The organism is Nostoc sp. (genome assembly GCF_036917415.1).
Lineage (GTDB): Bacteria > Cyanobacteriota > Cyanobacteriia > Cyanobacteriales > Nostocaceae > Nostoc.
Genome location: NZ_JBALDJ010000025.1, coordinates 254,158 through 272,014 on the forward strand (window position 1 = coordinate 254,158; position 17,857 = coordinate 272,014).

Sequence of the window (17,857 nt, forward strand, 5' to 3'; positions counted from 1 at the left end):
CACCTATGCCGATTATTTGTATTTTCGAGGACTACCCAGAATGACATCCGTCGCCGCACAAGTCTCAATCACCGCAATTATTCCTATATTGACCGCGATCGCAAATCGGCAATGGGAACAATTCAAAGAATTGGAGGCAGATTTTGTATCCCAGTATGGCGTAGAGGTATGGCAAGAGGTTTTTAATTTTCGTCTCAAGCCAGCACTGGATAAAGATTCTGACAGATGGCTACTGATTCAGTGGTATGGTGAAGGAATTATCTCAGTCAAAAATGTGGCTTAGGTACGATCGCCCAAAGTAAATGATGATCGTTGTTTTTATTCCCATCGTAATTTCCCACAACCAGAAATTCTCGGATTTCATTTAGTTGCAGAGCTTCTTCTGGGGACTGAATCTCAGCGAATGATAGCTCTACTAATGGCACAAAAGCTAGTTTATCTGTATCAAAATTAACCAGAACACCTGTAGGCTCCAGCTTAATGATTTTTCCAGTGATGATACCGTCGAGTTGAAAGCTATCTAAGCTAAAGCTCATAGCATAGTGGGCTTAACATAACTCATTATAACTATGTGCCAATTTGGGAAAAGCACCTTCTACATAGAAAATTGATGTAGCGCGTAGTCAAGAATGGACTAGCTTTCCACGGAAGGATATTTGATGTTGTCTGCTGTAGCTGACACCCATTCAATCATCTATTACGTTTTTGGCGATTTGCGATTATCAATATATTCTTGTGGGAAAATTTGCCTTCCTAATACCAGCGCTTCTTGCCTTTCCTCATCTGTCATATAATCATCTTGCTTGAGTCCGCTTGGAGTCCGTTGAGGATTTCCTCCTGCATCTAAATATCGCTGACGCGCGATCGCAAATAATTCTAATATTCTTTGCGCTTGCTGCTGTTTAATGGTATTAGATTGCTTCATCGTTTTATTCCCATCCAAAGGTCACTACTTCGCCGTTTCGTAATATCGTTGCCAAGGGTAAAACAGTGCTAGGAGTTTGAATGTGCCAATACCCTGTGTCTTCATCATATAATCTCCAAACAAGTAAATTTAGAGTTTCTAAGGCATTTATTACCAAGTATTGCTCTTCTGTGGGTTCCACAAGTAACCAGTGTATATATAAGCCAACGCTTATATTATTAGAGAGGCGATCGCTCAGTTCGCCCTCGTATCCACAAAGCTAGTACACTCATTAACAACACCCCCATCACTCCTTGTAGGGGATTATTATCTACACCAGTTACCCAATCAGGAACCTGACCAGAATATTTCACTAATTTACCCACATTAATAATGTAGTAACCCCAAACTAAACCACCATGCAAACCAATTGGAAAACCCAAGCGTCCCCTCCGCCAACGCTTTCCCCATACTTGCGTTAATCCCAGCAGTACTAAAGCTGGAAATTGCGGTAGTGTATGAATAATTGCCTCCAATGGTTTAATAAAGTGCAATGTAGAAAACGCAGTTGCATCTGTCCACAATGCCACACGTGGACTGTAATCTCGTTGTAATTCATCTAGCAACCAGCCTCGGAATAACAATTCCTCAGCAAATCCAACACCTAAGCCAACAAGTAAACCCTCTAAAATCACTTTCAGCAAAAAAACTTTTGGTTGTTGCCACACCAACCAACCCAACAAACTTTCTACCCCAAAAAGTATCAGAATATTAATTATTCCCAGAGCTAAACCACGCAATAAATCCACACCGTTTTGCCGCGTGAATTCTAAGCCATAATACCGCAGAATTTGGGGCTGCTGGTAGACATATTTACCCCATAATCTCAGAATAAAAATAAATACTGCATATAACAATACCAATGTCAATATACTTTCTAAGTTTGAATCATGCACTAGTAAGTATATTGGTGTAGCCAATGGCAACCATAGCAACAATAAAGTCAAAATAAAAGCACCCAGCCTAATAAGGGCAGGGCGTTCAGCTAAACGGACAAGGTTTTTTTTCATACTAAATAAGTCACTAATCAGCAGCCAATACTCTAAATTTCGACTAATGACCAATGACTAATGACTATTCATCGAGTTCAATGGTGCTACTTAAACCATGACGACTAATGACTAATGACTATTCATCAGGTTCAATGGTGCTACTTAAACCGTGACTTATCAATGTTTCGCAATAGAACTCAGCGTGTTCTAGAGCGCAAGTAATGACTAAAGCTAGCCCATTAGTATGGGCTTCCATCATGATGCTCACAGCTTGGGGTTGGGTAAGGCTTGGTACAGTGGCGATTAGCGACTGTACAACATGCTCCATAGAGTTGTAGTCGTCGTTATGGAGCAAAACGCGATACCGAGGCGCGAGCTTGCGGGTTGTGGAAGGCTTTTGAATAGTTTCAACTGACACGGCTCTTTGCTCTTTTCTCGTTACTTCACTACAACAAAGTCTCTGTTTTGCGATCGCTCAACAGTTATTTACCTATTCTATAGTATTTCTGCTCAGATACTATGCTAGGAAAACCCTTGGCTGCCAGGGATTGGTTGTATTAGTTTTGCGTAGCCACTTGATAAGGCACACGTCTAAGACATGGCTGCCGTAAGAGTGCTACCCTAATCTTACAGAAGCTTTCCTTAAACGTAGCGCATTTTTCCTTTTAAGATTAAGGAAGTTGCAAGCAAAATAATCCTTGCCCCTGCCCAAGATGGACATGAGCCTAGATTTTCTTCAACCGGGACAAATTGTGTCTTTAGAGTATGGCAACAGGAACCTGTATGCAGAAGTCATTCAATTTGTAGTTTCCCGCCAGCTGTGCTGGGTGCGTCCTTTATTAATGGTTACTTTCATAGAAGAATCACCCCTAATTACCGATTTGCGAGATGCGTCTGACTTACTTTGGCCTGCCAATTCATTTCGTGCAGCATTAGACACAGAAGTAATTACCTTCTTGAGCCAACTTTTAGCAAAAGAGCCAAAAACTGAACCTGATTCAGCCGCCAAGCAGCAACTCAATCAGTTTATTCACCAACTTTGGCAAGCATATCAAGAGGGGTTGGAGATTGGGGATTAGTGATTGGGCATTGGGCATGGAGAATAGACAAGTAGAGACTTTTTCAATAATTCTTCCTTGTCTTCCTTGTCCCCTTGCTAAATTTAATTACGAATTATGTTAGGGAGTCCTCGTACCCTTAAAGAGAAGTAAGCTATACACAACTTCTCGTAGAGAGTGTCATTACGTTAGTGCAGCGTCTCGTAGAGAGCGTCATTATGAATTATTTTAAAATCCCAGGCTAGGAACCAACTGGATTCGTCCAGCATCCATCTCTGCCATTAATAATTCTAGGGCTTCGTAATCAACATCAGAAATGTAACCTAGTTCCGTCAGTTCTGAGTTGATTTCATTCTCTATCTCAGGAGTTAGTTTTTTAATGTCAAGAGCTTTTTCTACCAATTTCCGAATAGCGTACTGAGTTCTCATAAATAATAACCCAACTGTAATATGACACTAATCATCCCAGATCAGCCTCAGTATAAAGAGCGATCCAAATACTAACTTATTAGTGATATATATCACAATTTAATTAGTTAACTAGATAATTCACTATGACTTTGCTGTATACCATCAGCAACGCTAAAGTGGGATTTAACCTACCGTTAAGACTTGGCTAAATTAGCTTTAGTTATAGACTAAGCAAGGTTTATCAGCATAGTTACTGATAATTTGTCTGCTCTATGGCCGTCTATAGTTGATTGTTTTTGAACTGACATAAAAAAAAAGTATATATAAACACATTTTAACTTGGAATTATAACAATCTTTAAACAGACATACTAAAGCAATAAAGATTCAGCAAAGAGAGCTAAGACGTAGGGTCGATGCAACAAAATAGAGTTTATGTTCAAATAATCCTTAGCTTGACGCTTCAAAATTCTTAATAGGATGTAACTATGCAGGCAGTGCTTAACTATCCCAAAATTGCAGTTATTCGCCCCCAAGGGTGTTTAAATGCTGCAAACGCCTTGGAATTTGAACGAGATATGACTACAGCGTTGGCGCAAAATGGTATTTCCATCTTGGTAGTAGACCTCGCAGCAGTAGAATCGTTAGACAGCGCGGGGTTGATGGCATTGTTATCTACACACAAGCTGGCTCTTACTTTAGGAAGAAGTTGCCGACTTTGTGCTGTTGCTGCACAAATTAGAATTATTTTTGAACTAACGCAACTCGATAGGGTATTTGAAATATTAGACGCTGAAGCTGAGTTTACCCAAATATAACTTTATGTAAAAGCACAAAAATTCGGGCAATAAGTGGAGTTTTTGTAAAGGAGTTGTAAGTTACAACGATAAATTCTGTTATCAGACCTAATTCAATGCTAAGGTTGGGGTTGGGTAGCTGTAATTAAGGTAGCTAGAAGATAGCACAGTGGTTGTTGCAGTTGAAAGATTAATAACGTCGGATATTTTAAAACCAGCCCGTTACCTGGGTAACGAGCTGTTAGCAGTACACAAACCTTGGGATACGACAGCAATACATTGGGTTTTAACCTACCCAGAAGTATATGAAGTCGGTGCATCTAATTTAGGGCACATCATCCTTTATAACATCTTAAATGCTCAACCGCGTCAATTATGCGATCGCGCCTACCTCCCAGGAAAAGACCTGGCAGCCAAACTCCGCGAAACTAATACGCCATTGTTTGCGGTAGAGTCAAAGCGATCGCTGACAGAATTCGACATTTTAGGCTTTAGCCTCAGTTACGAACTGGGTGCAACTAACATCCTCGAAATGTTGGATTTGGCTAGAATTCCATTGACGTGGCGAGAAAGGCAGGGAGGTAGAGGGGCAGAGGAGCAGGGGGGCAGGGGGGAACTTACCGATACCCAGTCATGCTTTCCGTTGATTTTTGCTGGTGGGCAAACAGCGACATCGAATCCTGAGCCTTATGCTGACTTCTTCGACTTTTTCGCCCTTGGAGATGGAGAAGAACTACTGCCAGAAATTGGTTTGGTGTTGGAAGAAGGCAAACAAGCAGGATTGAGTCGGGAAGATATATTACTGGATTTAGCGCAGATACCAGGCGTATATGTCCCTCAGTTTTACTACATGGCAGAGGATGGCTCAGTTCATCCTTGTCGCCCAGACGTGCCAAAACGAATTCTGCGACGGGTTGCAACTCCCATACCAGCATATTCCATTGGTCTAGTTCCCTATGTAGAAACGGTGCATGACCGCTTGAGTATTGAGATTCGGCGTGGTTGCACTCGTGGCTGTCGCTTCTGTCAACCAGGAATGCTAACTCGACCAGCACGGGATGTAGAACCTGATAAGGTTGTAGAAGCAATTGAACAGGGTATGCGGGCAACTGGTTACAATGAGTTTTCCCTCCTATCTTTGAGTTGTTCTGATTATTTGTCCCTACCAGCAGTGGGGATGGAAATCAAAAATCGCTTAAAAAATGAAAATATTTCTCTGACTCTACCAAGCCAACGGGTAGACAGATTTGATGAGAATATTGCCAGTATCCTGGGAGGTACGCGACAAGGTGGACTAACTTTTGCTCCAGAAGCTGGTACTCAGCGGATGCGAGACATTGTGAATAAGGGGTTGACGAATGAAGAATTGTTGCGGGGAGTAAAAACCGCTTGGGAACAAGGCTGGGATAAAATAAAGTTGTATTTTATGATTGGCTTGCCGGGTGAAACGGATGCTGACGTTGTGGGCATTGCGGAAACGGTAAGCTGGCTACAGCGAGAATGTCGAGGTAACGGAAGAAAACCCCTAAACTTTAACCTGACAATTTCTAACTTTACGCCCAAACCCCATACACCATTCCAGTGGCATTCAGTTTCTACCGTTGAATTTAAGCGAAAACAAAACCTGTTGCGGCAAGAATTCCGCCGAATAAAGGCAGTAAAGGTAAATTTTACCGATGTCCGCATTTCGGCAATGGAAGATTTTGTGGGACGAGGCGATCGCAATTTGAGCAAAGTAGTCCGCCTTGCCTGGGAATTGGGTGCTGGTATGGATTCCTGGTATGAAAATTTAGATCGAGCTTTTAGTGCTTGGGGGTCTGCGATCGCCCAAGCCGGTTTAGATTGGAAATACCGCCAAGTAGAAAATGGTGAATGGAATTTGTTTCACGCAGAAGCGCAGAAGGGCAGAGAAGCAGAGGACCAGAGGAGCAGAGAAGCAGAGGATAATACCCCACTTAGCACTCACTCCCTAGATATGCCCCTACCTTGGGATCATATTGATACCGGGATTGACAAAAAGTGGCTTCAAGAAGACTTGCAACGCGCTCTAGAAGCTGCAATTGTACCCGACTGCTCTTTTGAAGGTTGTTCTCATTGTGGTGTCTGTGGCATCGACTTTGGGCATAATATCGTGATTGAATCACCTGCCATCCCAAAATTTGCTGGCGAGTTTGTTCCCAACACAACTAAGGCGCAAAGACTGCGAGTTTGGTTTGGTAAGCAGGGTAATATGGCTTTGATGAGTCATCTGGATTTAATCCGTCTATTTGACCGAGTTGTGCGGCGAGCAGGCTTACCAATTGCTTTTACTGGTGGGTTTCACCCAATGCCACGGATTTCTCTAGCAACTGCTTTGGCTTTAGGGGCTACTAGCAGCGGTGAAATAGCAGATTTCGAGTTAACTGTGCCAGTGGAAGTTAATACTTTCCGAGAAAAGTTGACTCGTGAAATGCCCACAGATATACCTATATATAATGTGGAGCAGATAGATTTAAAAGCAAGTGCCGCTACCCAATTGCTAGAGACCGCAGAGTATTTGATTACTGTAGCAGCACTTGCAGAAACAACACCCATACAATGGCAAAACTGGATTGATACAATCAAAGCAAAAGAGGAACTTTGGTACGAGCAAATAACTAAGTCAGGCAAGAGCCAGTTAATAAATCTGCGCGATCGCTTGTTTGAACTGGAATTAGTAGAAACCCATAATCACAAAGCAGAATCTATGTCATCTGTAATCCGTTATCTAGGTAGCTATCGCCAGGACGGTTTGCTGTTGCGTCCCGAACAAATCCTGTTTATGCTAGAGACAGTGGCTAATGTAGAATTTCAACTCCTGCACATCCACCGCAATCGGCTAATTTTAGGGGTATAATCCCTATAGGGCAACTTGCTAGTAGTTGTCCTAAGATGGCAGACCGCAGGAATTGATTTTTAGCAAGGTTGCGTTAGAATAGGGTGAAGAGAAATTTTCTGGCGCTGCATTGAATTAGCTGGTTCACTACCCTGGTATTCAGGGGGCGAAAGCAAAGATATTAGAGTGCAACTTCTAGGATTTTATCCTAGACAAATCAAAAAGCAGATTAAAGAATGCACACTTTCTCTATAGCTACCTTGTGAATCAGTAACTAACAGCAGACTCGGTTAGCTTCTCTAAATCCATGCTTTTAAACAACTGCTGAATGTCTAATCCAGGTAGTGCCCAAGAGCTAGTGCATTACTTTTTTAGAGTTAAAGCAACCGGTGTCGGTTATGCCGACTTGTAGACGTTCACCAGACGCGCAAAGCGCTGCTTGTCTTAAGCTAGAGCGGCTCAAGGCAGGTTAGCAACTGGCGCAGCTGAGTATAACCCTAAGATAAATCCGGGGAATGGAAAATAGAAATAGTTTCTTTTTCTTAACGAATTCAGTTGGTTACTCTCAAATAAAGCATCCTGAGTTAAAATGCTCACTCAGGATTTAGAACTTTCAACTCAGAACTCTCTTGATTGAGGGTATTGCATCACAAATCAACCACGGACGGTTGATTTAATTGCTTAAACGATATGCAGCAGTTCTGGAATAATCAGCCGTGGAAACGCTCTTAAGAGCGCCAATAGCTATTTAACTTAGAAGCTCAGATTTGCGATTTTTATTATCAGTAGCGCCTTTTGAGGGTTGCGAGGGCAGCGAAAGTATAATATCAAACCGATAAAACACTGCTAATTCAAACTGACGCGGAGACGCAGGTAGTTTTGAATTATTAAGTAATTAACCGGACTTGATACAACAAACCTCAAACCTGTAAGTGCTGCCAATTTTTGAGGAAATTGAATGCCAAAACAAATTATCATCGCGGAGCAGCACCAAATTGCTGCGGTTTTTTCTGAAGATCAAATACAGGAACTTGTTGTTGCTACAGGTCATCATCAAATAGGTGATATCTACTTAGGAGTAGTAGAAAACGTATTACCTGGGATAGATGCGGCTTTTGTCAATATTGGCGACCCAGAGCGCAACGGTTTTATTCACGTCACCGACTTGGGGCCATTAAAGCTCAAGCGTACCGCAGCGGCAATTACAGAACTACTAGCACCACAACAGAAAGTTTTGGTGCAAGTAATGAAAGAGCCAACGGGGACAAAAGGGCCCAGGCTCACGGGTAATATCACCTTACCTGGACGCTACGTAGTACTGATGCCCTACGGTCGGGGCGTCAATTTATCCCGACGGATTAAAAGTGAAAGTGAGCGCAACCGCTTGCGAGCGCTGGCGATTTTGGTCAAACCGGCGGGAATGGGTTTGCTTGTGCGTACAGAAGCAGAAGGCAAACCCGAAGAAGCGATTATGGAAGATTTGGAGTTACTGCAAAAGCAATGGGAAGCGATTCAGCAGGAAGCCCATTCCACCCGTGCTCCAGCACTGCTCAACCGAGATGATGACTTTATCCAGCGCGTATTGCGGGATATGTACGGCGCGGATGTCAATCGGATTGTCGTAGATTCTAGTACTGGTTTGAAGCGCGTCAAACAGTACTTGCAGAATTGGAGTGGCGGTCAAACACCGCAGGGATTGTTAATAGACCATCATCGCGATCGCTCCCCAATTTTAGAGTACTTCCGCATCACTGCTGCAATTCGAGAAGCCCTGAAACCGAGAGTAGACCTACCTTCTGGTGGTTACATTATCATCGAGCCAACGGAGGCATTAACCGTAATCGATGTTAACTCAGGTTCCTTCACGCGATCGGCAACTGCTAGAGAAACAGTTTTGTGGACAAACTGCGAAGCGGCAACAGAAATTGCTCGCCAGTTGCGTCTGCGAAATATCGCTGGGGTGATCGTCGTTGATTTTATCGATATGGAATCGCGACGCGATCAATTGCAAGTTCTCGAACACTTTAATAAAGCACTCAAAGCAGACAAAGCTCGTCCCCAGATTGCCCAACTTACCGAACTAGGTCTAGTAGAATTGACCCGCAAACGTCAGGGTCAAAATATTTATGAATTATTTGGTGAAACTTGCCCCACCTGTGGCGGTTTAGGACATACCGTGCGTCTGCCTGGAGAACTCGAAAACCGATTACCGATACCGGCAGAGACACCAGAGCGTGAGCGTTTTGTATCCTTGCCTCACCGAGAACCACGTCAGGCGTCTGCCCGCATCCCGGAACAACGAGAAACCTATGATGGATTTGGGGAAGCATTTGACGGCGACTCGGAATTGAGCAACCTCAATCTGATCAATCATCCTAGTTATCAAGAACTTAATGATAAGCGTCGTACCCGGACGCGCCGCAGTCGAATTGGTGTCAATGGATTAAACGGGAAAGATGAATCTCGGGTTGTTCCCAATCCCCTAGCTTTTGTTAACGAGCCAGACCTAGACCTGGATGTGGAACCAGAACTAGGAGTTACATCAGAAATTCCCTCACCCACCCTTGGTAAACCAGGCTGGAGTGAAAGAGTAGAGCGTACTAAAATTATCAAGGCAGAACCAGTTAAGCCAGTGGTAGAACCACCGGAGATTAGAACCGTAGAAATGAGCCTCCAAGAACAGGATATATTTGCCTTAATGGGAATATCTCCCTTGGTGAAGTTAGAGCAAGAGGTTAAAAATACCAAGTCTGTGATTATAAATGTGATTCAGCCCGGTCAACAGCCAACGACGCCAATTGAATCAACCTCAGAATCAACAATTGTCCAAAAAGCAACACCTGAAATAATCACTATTGCCCAAAAGGCAACACCTGAAATAACTACAAGCAAAATACCGACACCAAAAGTTATTGAGCCAGAACAAAAATCTTTGATCGAAGAGACAACTGAACCATCGGAGTTGACTGTGAATCCTTCGGGACGCTTATCTGCGAAAGCCGCCGCGAACGAGATCGCAGATGAAAGTGAAGCTAATAGCAGCGCCACTGCCAGCCGCCGCCGTCGTCGCCGTTCCTCTGCGATCGAGGATAATTAATTTACTTTATGGTAGAAACATCGCCAACACCTTTGGAACAATCCACTTGGTTGGAGTTTTCTACCTTGTTGTCAGAGATTCCAGGGTTGGTTGCAGGTGTGGATGAAGTAGGGCGAGGCGCTCTATTTGGCCCTGTGGTGGCGGCAGCAGTTATCTTACCAGATCGCGCCTTGCCAATACTGATGGCAGCTAAAATCAAAGACAGTAAAAAGTTGTCTAGTTCTCGGAGAACTCAGCTAGCGCAGCAAATTTGTGGGCTAGCTATAGACTGGAAAATTGGGTTTGCTTCTACTGCCGAAATTGACAAGATAAATATTTTGCAAGCGACGCTGTTAGCAATGAAGCGGGCTGTGCTGAAGTTAAAAGTACAGCCTGCACTTTGCTTGATTGACGGCAATCAGTCCATCAAAGATTTGCTATTACCGCAACAATCAATAGTCAAAGGAGACGAGCGATCGCTCGCTATTGCCTCTGCTAGTATTATCGCTAAGGTTTGGCGTGACGATCTGATAATGCGTCTAGCACTAAAATACCCTATGTACAACCTGGAGTGTAACAAGGGTTATGGTAGCCAGCGGCATTTGCTGGCTTTGCAACAATACGGGCCCTCGCCCCTACACCGTCAGTCTTTTCGTCCTTGTCAAATCAAAGGTCTGAGTGTTGAGTGATTGAAGAAGAATACAGAATTTAGAATGAATTAGTAGAAGATATCCTGCGGGAAGCAAGCTACAAACCTTCCACTAATTACAGAATTCAATTCTGAATCTGGTTCCTGACTCCTGAATTCTGTTTGTTTAAAAATTACTCAGCATTCAGGATTGGTAATTCAGTACTATCACTGTCAAGTCCTCTATCTTTGGTTTGTGATATTACCCAGTAACGATAATCCGTCAAAAGTTGATTTAATAAACGTTGCTTGACCGACAACAGCACGCTTTTGAGCAAACCATTGCCAGTAGCTTCTAAAATCGGCTTAGGAGTGAAGGAAAATGGCGGTGGGAAATCCACCAGCACTTCTAAATCAGCTTTTCCTTGCAGGCGAGTGCCAGTGCTAAAGTCTTTGGGAGACAAATACCCTTTTAAATTGAGAGCAAAGCGCTGGTTAATATACTCGAAACCTAAAATTTCACAGCCTAGCGATCGCAAATAAATTATTCCATTTGATTCTGCCCAGACTCTCATGTCTACAGTAGGTTGAATACTCAATGACATAAAAGTCAGCGGACGCATTTTCAAGCGAAATACTTCTTCAGAAAGTTGCTGAATCCGGCTATTGTCAACCAAAGCCTTAACCAGACGTTGAGGCTGACGCAAGTAGTGCTGAATGGGAATAGGCTGCTCTGGAACAGCGATTTCAACCGATTGGCAGGCAGTAAACCGGGTAGCCATGAGCTAATAAAAATATCTGTTTCTTAATTTTAATATTTTTTAACAACTTAGTTCTGATTATTAGAAAAGTACAAAATTTATTGACTATAAAAATGATTGTTGCTTATCAGCTATACATCATTAGCAAAAAGTTGGTACGCTCATTCTATCTTTAGTTCAATAAATATAGATTAGGATTTAAGTATTGACAGAAAATCAAGAGTATGCTTATTTGTTTGGTTAGAAACCAATATAATTGCTCTTAAATCTTCAGAGGGATTTAGCAAAAAAACTGCAAGGAAATCAGTCTTTTAGCAGATAGATTTCCATAACTTGTTTTCTTGGATACATATTTCGTTCTATCCCTTTAGTGCGTAAATTTTAGAGATAACAGTGTTTAGTAAGAGTAGATGTTGGATATATTTGCCAAACCAAAATATCATAATCTCTGTTTACGCATTAAACTCGCAACTCAAGGCTAAAAGCATGACTTTATCGATCGCACATTTAGGGCCTCCCGGCACTTACACAGAACAAGCAGCTGTTCTTTATGTCAACTGGTTGACTAAAAGTATGGGAGTTGAAGCTATGTTAAGTCCTTATCCCACCATCTCCCAGTCACTGCACGCCGTTGCTGATGGTCAAACCCACTTGGCTGTTGTGCCAGCAGAAAATTCTATTGAAGGGAGTGTTACAACAACACTGGATACACTTTGGCAGTTAGACAGTTTGCGAATTCAGTTGGCTTTGGTATTACCCATTGTCCATACGTTAATTTCTTGCGCGTCTAGCTTAGATATAATTAATACTGTTTACTCTCACCCGCAAGCTTTGGCACAATGTCAGGGATGGTTAGAGCGGTTTCTCCCGACTGTACAGATTATTCCCAGCAATTCTACAACCGAAGCACTACAGCGATTGGAGCAAGATACAACAACGGCAGCAATCGCTTCTAGTAGAGCAGCTCAACTCTACAACCTGCCGATACTTGCTAGTGGTATCAACGACAATCCAGAAAACTTTACTCGTTTTTGGGTAGTAAGTCAGGGTGAAGTGGACGCTGGATACCAGGCAACAAAAGCGCCTGCTAGTCACACATCACTGGCTTTTAGTATGCCTGCCAACACACCCGGAGCATTGGTAAAACCTTTGCAAATATTTGCTCAACTGGGAATTAACCTCAGTCGGATTGAATCTCGTCCAACGAAGCGATCGCTAGGCGAATACTTGTTTTTCATGGATTTAGAAGCAGATGTCAAGGAAGCACAAATGCAATCTGCTTTAGCAGAATTAATTACTCACACAGAGATTTTAAAAATTCTTGGCGCTTATAATGTTTTACCGATCGACGCCGTTACTTAAGAAATTAGGAGTTATCTATTAAGAGTGTATAATTTAGGATTTACCAGTTATCAGCTAGGAAATATAAATTATAAGTTGTCGATCTTTTATTTTTGTTTTTTCTTCATAACTACTCACTTTTAACTCCTAACTCCTAACTCCTCACTTTTCACTAAATGTATCTTTAAGAACAGCGCGAGCTGCCAAGTGATTCCGAGTAGAAGTTAAAATTTCTGCTTCCCGCTCTAGACGAGTTACAGTATCTTGCATTTCTAACAATAATTGCTGCTCTGCGGCGACACCATAAAGATTACTGGCTACCCAATAAGATAACTCTGTTGGTAGATCGGGCAAATCTTCTGGTAATTCAATGTTTTGTTCGGTTAATTTGGCTGACAGACGCACAACATCTCGCAGTAATTGGTCTACCTCAGAAGATAAAGGTCGCAAATCCTTAGTAGGCGGTTGGTCTTCAATCCACTCAACTAAGCCAACGCGATATGGCTTTTCACGAACATACTCTAATACACGAAATCTTTGCTGCCCTAAAGTCATCATCTTGATCCGATCGTCTGGCAGCCGTTGGTGATGAATAATTTCGGCACAGCAACCAGTGTTTGCAATTGTACCTTTGACTGGATCGAACATTAAAACACCGAACCTGCGATCACTTTCCAAAATCGTGTTCATCATGATTCGGTAGCGAAATTCAAAGATGTGCAGGGGTAATGGCCTGGTAGGAAACAGAACTACTTCGGGTAACGGGAACAGAGGTAGTTCGCGAACTGCAATTTTAGAAGATGATGTCATTGTTGCTTTGGGATAAACTTAATCTTTAAAATTTCTTTTTCTCTGCTTTTCCCGTACTTTATCTACATTCTATCATTTGTTTCCTAGCTAAATAAAAGCCCTGAGATATATTTCTTCAGGGCTGTGTAAATATTCATACTAATGTCATTTGTCCTCTCTTACAAAGTTCTGATGCCTTCTCTTCGAGACGCTTCGCGAACGGCGGGTTACGCCAACGGAGGAAATCTCCGCTCAGACTTTGCGTTTTGTCCTTTGTCCTTTGCTAATGACAAATGACCAATGACTAATGACTAAATTAAAGTTTGACTTCAATATCTACACCCGATGGTAGATCCAATTTCATCAGAGCATCAATAGTCTTAGAAGAGGGCTGGTAAATGTCAATAATCCGGCGATGAGTACGGGTTTCAAAGTGCTCCCGTGAATCTTTATCTACGTGAGGCGATCGCAGCACACAATAGATCCGGCGTTTTGTTGGTAAAGGAATTGGGCCTATGGCTGTAGCGTTGGTGCGGTTAGCTGTGTCTACAATCTTCTCGCAAGATGTATCTAATAAGCGCCTGTCAAAGGCTTGTAAGCGAATTCTAATCTTCTGCTGCTGTAGAGTTGCCATCTTTAATTTTCCAGGTTCTGCGTAATTAGGGAAGTATTTACAGGTTAAAGGTTACAGGGTAAAGGTTACAGAAAACTATTACCTGTCCCCTGTAACCTATTACCTTATTTATAGAGGAACAGAAAGGAGCAGAGAGGCAAAATACATACCATCTCCGCTCCTTTGTTATGAGCAAAAAGGTGCTACTTGATAATTTTGGAGACGACACCAGCACCGATGGTGCGACCACCTTCGCGGATAGCGAAGCGCATTCCTTGTTCAATCGCGATCGCATTGATCAATTCTACTGTCATCTTGATGCGATCGCCTGGCATCACCATTTCTACTTCTTTGCCTTCATCGGAAGTGTAGGCTTTGATAGTACCAGTTACATCGGTTGTCCGCACGTAGAACTGGGGACGGTAGCCAGCGAAAAATGGAGTCTTACGACCACCTTCTTTTTCTGTTAGGACGTACACTTCACCTTCAAATTCATTATGAGGTTTAATTGAACCTGGTTTGGCAATTACCATACCCCGTTCAATATCAGCCTTCTGGATACCCCGGAGTAGTACACCAGCGTTATCTCCAGCCATACCTTGGTCAAGACTCTTCTTGAACATTTCAATCCCAGTTACGGTAGTAGCGCGAGTATCTCTGATACCCACTAGTTCAACGTTATCGCCAACTTTGACTACACCCCGTTCAATCCGACCAGTGGCTACAGTACCACGACCTGTGATTGAGAACACGTCTTCTACAGCCATCAGGAAGGGTTTATCAACATCCCGCTCAGGAGTGGGAATGTAAGAATCTACAGCATCCATCAGTTCATAGATTTTGTCTACCCAAGGATTTTCTCCTCGTTGGGTCTTGGGATTCTTGGTCATTGCTTCCAGAGCTTGCAGACCAGAGCCTTTGATAATAGGGATATCATCGCCAGGGAAATCATAGCTGCTTAACAGTTCTCTCAGTTCTAGTTCCACTAGTTCCAAGAGTTCTGGGTCATCCATCAAGTCTTCTTTGTTCAAGAAGACAACCAGACTGGGAACGCCAACCTGTTTTGCCAACAGAATGTGTTCGCGGGTTTGGGGCATAGGACCATCGGTAGCAGCAACTACGAGGATACCTCCGTCCATCTGTGCAGCACCAGTGATCATGTTCTTCACATAGTCAGCGTGTCCTGGACAGTCTACGTGAGCATAGTGCCGACTTGCGGTTTCATACTCTACGTGAGCGGTATTGATGGTAATACCCCGTGCCTTTTCTTCTGGTGCATTATCAATTTGGTCGTAGCCTTTAGCTATAGCCTGACCCATAGCAGCCAAGGTCATGGTGATGGCTGCTGTCAAGGTAGTTTTACCGTGGTCAACGTGGCCAACTGTACCGATATTGATGTGGGGTTTATTCCTTTCAAACTTTGCGCGTGCCATGAATGCTCATTTCCTTATTTTAACTAAGCGTTCCCTTTGCTTTTTGCAATGATAGTTTCAGCTACGCTGCGAGGCACCTCTTCGTAGTGGCTGAACTCCATCGTGAAGATACCCCGACCTTGCGTCTTTGACCGGATATCAGTGGCGTAGCCAAACATGGTCGCCAGTGGAACTTTGGATGCGACCTTAGCAAGTCCCTGTTCGGTGCTTTGACTTTCAATTTGCCCTCGGCGGGCGATGAGGTCGCCAATGACGTTCCCGATATAGTCTTCAGGAACTTCAACCTCAACTTTCATCATAGGCTCTAAGAGGACGGGTGAAGCTTTCAGCACAGCCTCTTTCATCGCCATTGAACCAGCGATTTTGAAAGCCATTTCCGAAGAGTCCACATCGTGGTATGACCCATCAATTAGCGTTGCTTTAACGTCAATTAATGGATATCCAGCTAGAACACCGGATTCGCAGCTTTCTTTCATTCCTTGTTCTGCGGGGCCAACGTACTCTTTCGGTACTGAACCACCGGCAATTTTGGAAACGAATTCAAAGCCAGTACCGGGGTCTCCAGGCTCCAAATTGATCACAACGTGACCGTATTGACCTTTACCACCACTTTGGCGGATGAATTTGCCTTCAATTTTGCTCACAGCTTTCCGAATTGTTTCCCGGTAAGCTACTTGCGGCGCACCTACATTCGCTTCCACCTTGAATTCTCGTAACATCCGGTCTACTAGAATTTCTAGGTGTAGCTCTCCCATCCCTGCGATCACGGTTTGGTTTGTTTCCGGATCGACGCGGACACGGAAGGTGGGGTCTTCTTCTGAGAGAGATTGCAGAGCCTTGGACAGCTTGTCCATGTCGTTCTTGGTTTTGGGTTCAACCGCTACCGAGATTACAGGCTCAGGAATGAATAGGGATTCCAGAATTACTGGCGAGCCATCATCACAGAGCGTGTCACCTGTCAAGGTGTCTTTCAATCCCAAAGCTGCTCCCAAATCACCCGCTCGCAGTTCATCGACATCTTGCCGATCGTCTGCCTTCATTAGAACTAAGCGGGAAATCCGTTCTTTTTTATTCTTACTAGCGTTGAGAACGTAGCTGCCCTTTTTCAGGACACCAGAATAAACGCGAACAAATGTCAGGCGACCATAAGGGTCAGCCATAATCTTGAATGCAAGAGCTGCTAGGGGTTCGTTGTCATCAGCCCGCCGCTCAACAGTATCGCCATTCGGCAGTAAGCCTTGAATTGGTGGTACTTCACTTGGCGCTGGCAGGTAATCAACAACGGCATCCAGCATCAACTGTACGCCTTTGTTTTTGAATGCCGAGCCGCAAAGTACTGGTACAATTGTCCCCGCAATTGTCCCTTTACGCAGGGCAGTCCGAACTTCCTGTTCTGTAAGTTCTTCGCCCTCGAAGTACTTAGTCATCAGAGCATCATCTGTTTCTGCCGCGGCTTCTATTAGCTTGGTGCGGAATTCGTCTACCTGCGCTTGCAATGCTTCCGGGATATCAGTTTCCTGGATATCAGTTCCTTGGTCATTTGCGTAAATATACGCGCGCATCCGTACTAGGTCAACGATACCTTGGAAGTCGTTTTCACTACCGATTGGTAATTGAATAGCGATCGCATTTGCCCGCAGGCGATCACGAATTTGCTCGTGAACTTTATAAAAGTTCGCTCCGGTGCGATCCATCTTGTTGATAAAGGCTATCCGAGGAACTTTGTAGCGTTCTGCTTGACGCCACACTGTCTCAGACTGCGGTTGCACGCCGCCCACAGAACAAAATACTGCGATTACACCATCCAACACGCGCATGGAACGCTCAACTTCAATTGTGAAGTCTACGTGGCCCGGAGTATCGATAATGTTAATTTGATGATCTTTCCAACTGGTACTGATCGCAGCAGCAGTAATGGTAATTCCCCGCTCCCGCTCCTGTTCCATCCAGTCTGTGACGGCAGTTCCTTCATGAACTTCGCCAATTTTATGAATTATCCCAGAGTAAAATAATATTCTCTCTGTTGTTGTTGTTTTGCCCGCATCTATATGCGCCGCAATACCAATGTTGCGTACTTTCTCTAGCGGGATCGTGCGTGCCACAGCTACCTCCTATAGTTTTTGCCTCATGATATCTTGTAT

The 17,857-nt window shown here is 43.6% G+C and carries 18 protein-coding genes; 7 read left to right on the plus strand and 11 right to left on the minus strand.

Translation table 11 applies throughout. From position 1 onward, the window contains the following. Positions 1-40: 40 nt before the first annotated feature. Positions 41-283 carry a hypothetical protein gene (locus V7K41_RS04455; RefSeq protein ID WP_334845904.1) on the plus strand — a complete coding sequence of 81 codons (243 nt, stop codon included), beginning with the start codon at positions 41-43 and terminating at the stop codon, positions 281-283. Here V7K41_RS04455 and V7K41_RS04460 read toward each other — a convergent pair. The 5 genes from V7K41_RS04460 to clpS form a co-directional block, all read right to left on the minus strand. Then, positions 267-536 carry a hypothetical protein gene (locus tag V7K41_RS04460; protein WP_334845905.1) on the minus strand — a complete coding sequence of 90 codons (270 nt, stop codon included), beginning with the start codon at positions 534-536 and terminating at the stop codon, positions 267-269. The two genes, V7K41_RS04455 and V7K41_RS04460, sit on opposite strands and share 17 nt — an antisense overlap. Positions 537-697: 161 nt before the next feature. Then, a complete protein-coding gene (locus V7K41_RS04465) occupies positions 698-925 on the minus strand; it encodes a hypothetical protein (protein ID WP_334845906.1) in 228 nt (75 codons plus the stop codon). Positions 926-929: 4 nt separating this feature from the next. Then, positions 930-1,106, minus strand: coding sequence for a hypothetical protein (locus V7K41_RS04470; RefSeq protein ID WP_334845907.1), 177 nt, complete (start codon positions 1,104-1,106; stop codon positions 930-932). A 37-nt stretch (positions 1,107-1,143) separates the two neighbouring features. Continuing rightward, complete coding sequence (locus tag V7K41_RS04475) at positions 1,144-1,974, minus strand: CPBP family intramembrane glutamic endopeptidase (protein ID WP_334845908.1); 831 nt, start codon at positions 1,972-1,974, stop codon at positions 1,144-1,146. A 118-nt stretch (positions 1,975-2,092) separates the two neighbouring features. Continuing rightward, complete coding sequence (gene clpS, locus V7K41_RS04480) at positions 2,093-2,374, minus strand: ATP-dependent Clp protease adapter ClpS (RefSeq protein WP_012410249.1); 282 nt, start codon at positions 2,372-2,374, stop codon at positions 2,093-2,095. Between the two features lie 295 nt (positions 2,375-2,669). Here clpS and V7K41_RS04485 point away from each other — a divergent pair, with 295 nt between their 5' ends. Continuing rightward, entirely contained in the window at positions 2,670-3,035 is a 366-nt protein-coding gene (locus V7K41_RS04485; protein WP_334845909.1) for a hypothetical protein, read from the plus strand. A 207-nt stretch (positions 3,036-3,242) separates the two neighbouring features. Here the strand turns inward: V7K41_RS04485 and V7K41_RS04490 are convergent, their stop codons facing one another. Further along, positions 3,243-3,443: a hypothetical protein gene (locus V7K41_RS04490; RefSeq protein WP_094349495.1), complete on the minus strand. Its 201-nt coding sequence runs from the start codon at positions 3,441-3,443 to the stop codon at positions 3,243-3,245. 469 nt (positions 3,444-3,912) lie between these two features. Between V7K41_RS04490 and V7K41_RS04495 the strand changes: the two genes are divergently transcribed. From V7K41_RS04495 to V7K41_RS04510, 4 genes are all read left to right on the plus strand, one after another. Then, complete coding sequence (locus V7K41_RS04495) at positions 3,913-4,242, plus strand: STAS domain-containing protein (protein WP_334845910.1); 330 nt, start codon at positions 3,913-3,915, stop codon at positions 4,240-4,242. Between the two features lie 148 nt (positions 4,243-4,390). Then, positions 4,391-7,096 carry a TIGR03960 family B12-binding radical SAM protein gene (locus V7K41_RS04500; RefSeq protein ID WP_334845911.1) on the plus strand — a complete coding sequence of 902 codons (2,706 nt, stop codon included), beginning with the start codon at positions 4,391-4,393 and terminating at the stop codon, positions 7,094-7,096. Positions 7,097-8,033: 937 nt separating this feature from the next. Continuing rightward, positions 8,034-10,172, plus strand: coding sequence for an Rne/Rng family ribonuclease (locus V7K41_RS04505; RefSeq protein ID WP_334845912.1), 2,139 nt, complete (start codon positions 8,034-8,036; stop codon positions 10,170-10,172). Positions 10,173-10,180: 8 nt separating this feature from the next. Next, the gene (locus V7K41_RS04510) at positions 10,181-10,840 is read left to right on the plus strand and encodes a ribonuclease HII (protein WP_334845913.1); all 660 of its coding nucleotides are present in this window, start codon (positions 10,181-10,183) and stop codon (positions 10,838-10,840) included. Between the two features lie 133 nt (positions 10,841-10,973). On the opposite strand, the gene V7K41_RS04515 is transcribed toward V7K41_RS04510, so the two are convergent. Further along, on the minus strand, positions 10,974-11,561 hold the full coding sequence (locus V7K41_RS04515) for a DUF1997 domain-containing protein (RefSeq protein WP_334845914.1): 588 nt from the start codon (positions 11,559-11,561) through the stop codon (positions 10,974-10,976). Positions 11,562-12,026: 465 nt separating this feature from the next. On the opposite strand from V7K41_RS04515, the gene pheA reads away from it, so the two are divergent. After that, positions 12,027-12,902, plus strand: coding sequence for a prephenate dehydratase (gene pheA / locus V7K41_RS04520; protein WP_334845915.1), 876 nt, complete (start codon positions 12,027-12,029; stop codon positions 12,900-12,902). 141 nt (positions 12,903-13,043) lie between these two features. On the opposite strand, the gene V7K41_RS04525 is transcribed toward pheA, so the two are convergent. From V7K41_RS04525 to fusA, 4 genes are all read right to left on the minus strand, one after another. Continuing rightward, positions 13,044-13,691 (minus strand): LON peptidase substrate-binding domain-containing protein, encoded by a 648-nt coding sequence (locus V7K41_RS04525; RefSeq protein WP_334845916.1) that lies wholly within the window; start codon positions 13,689-13,691, stop codon positions 13,044-13,046. A gap of 295 nt (positions 13,692-13,986) precedes the next feature. Next, entirely contained in the window at positions 13,987-14,304 is a 318-nt protein-coding gene (rpsJ, locus tag V7K41_RS04530; RefSeq protein WP_008232935.1) for a 30S ribosomal protein S10, read from the minus strand. Between the two features lie 182 nt (positions 14,305-14,486). Continuing rightward, positions 14,487-15,716 carry an elongation factor Tu gene (gene tuf, locus V7K41_RS04535; RefSeq protein ID WP_334845917.1) on the minus strand — a complete coding sequence of 410 codons (1,230 nt, stop codon included), beginning with the start codon at positions 15,714-15,716 and terminating at the stop codon, positions 14,487-14,489. Between the two features lie 23 nt (positions 15,717-15,739). Beyond that, complete coding sequence (gene fusA, locus V7K41_RS04540) at positions 15,740-17,818, minus strand: elongation factor G (RefSeq protein ID WP_334845918.1); 2,079 nt, start codon at positions 17,816-17,818, stop codon at positions 15,740-15,742. Positions 17,819-17,857: the final 39 nt, after the last annotated feature.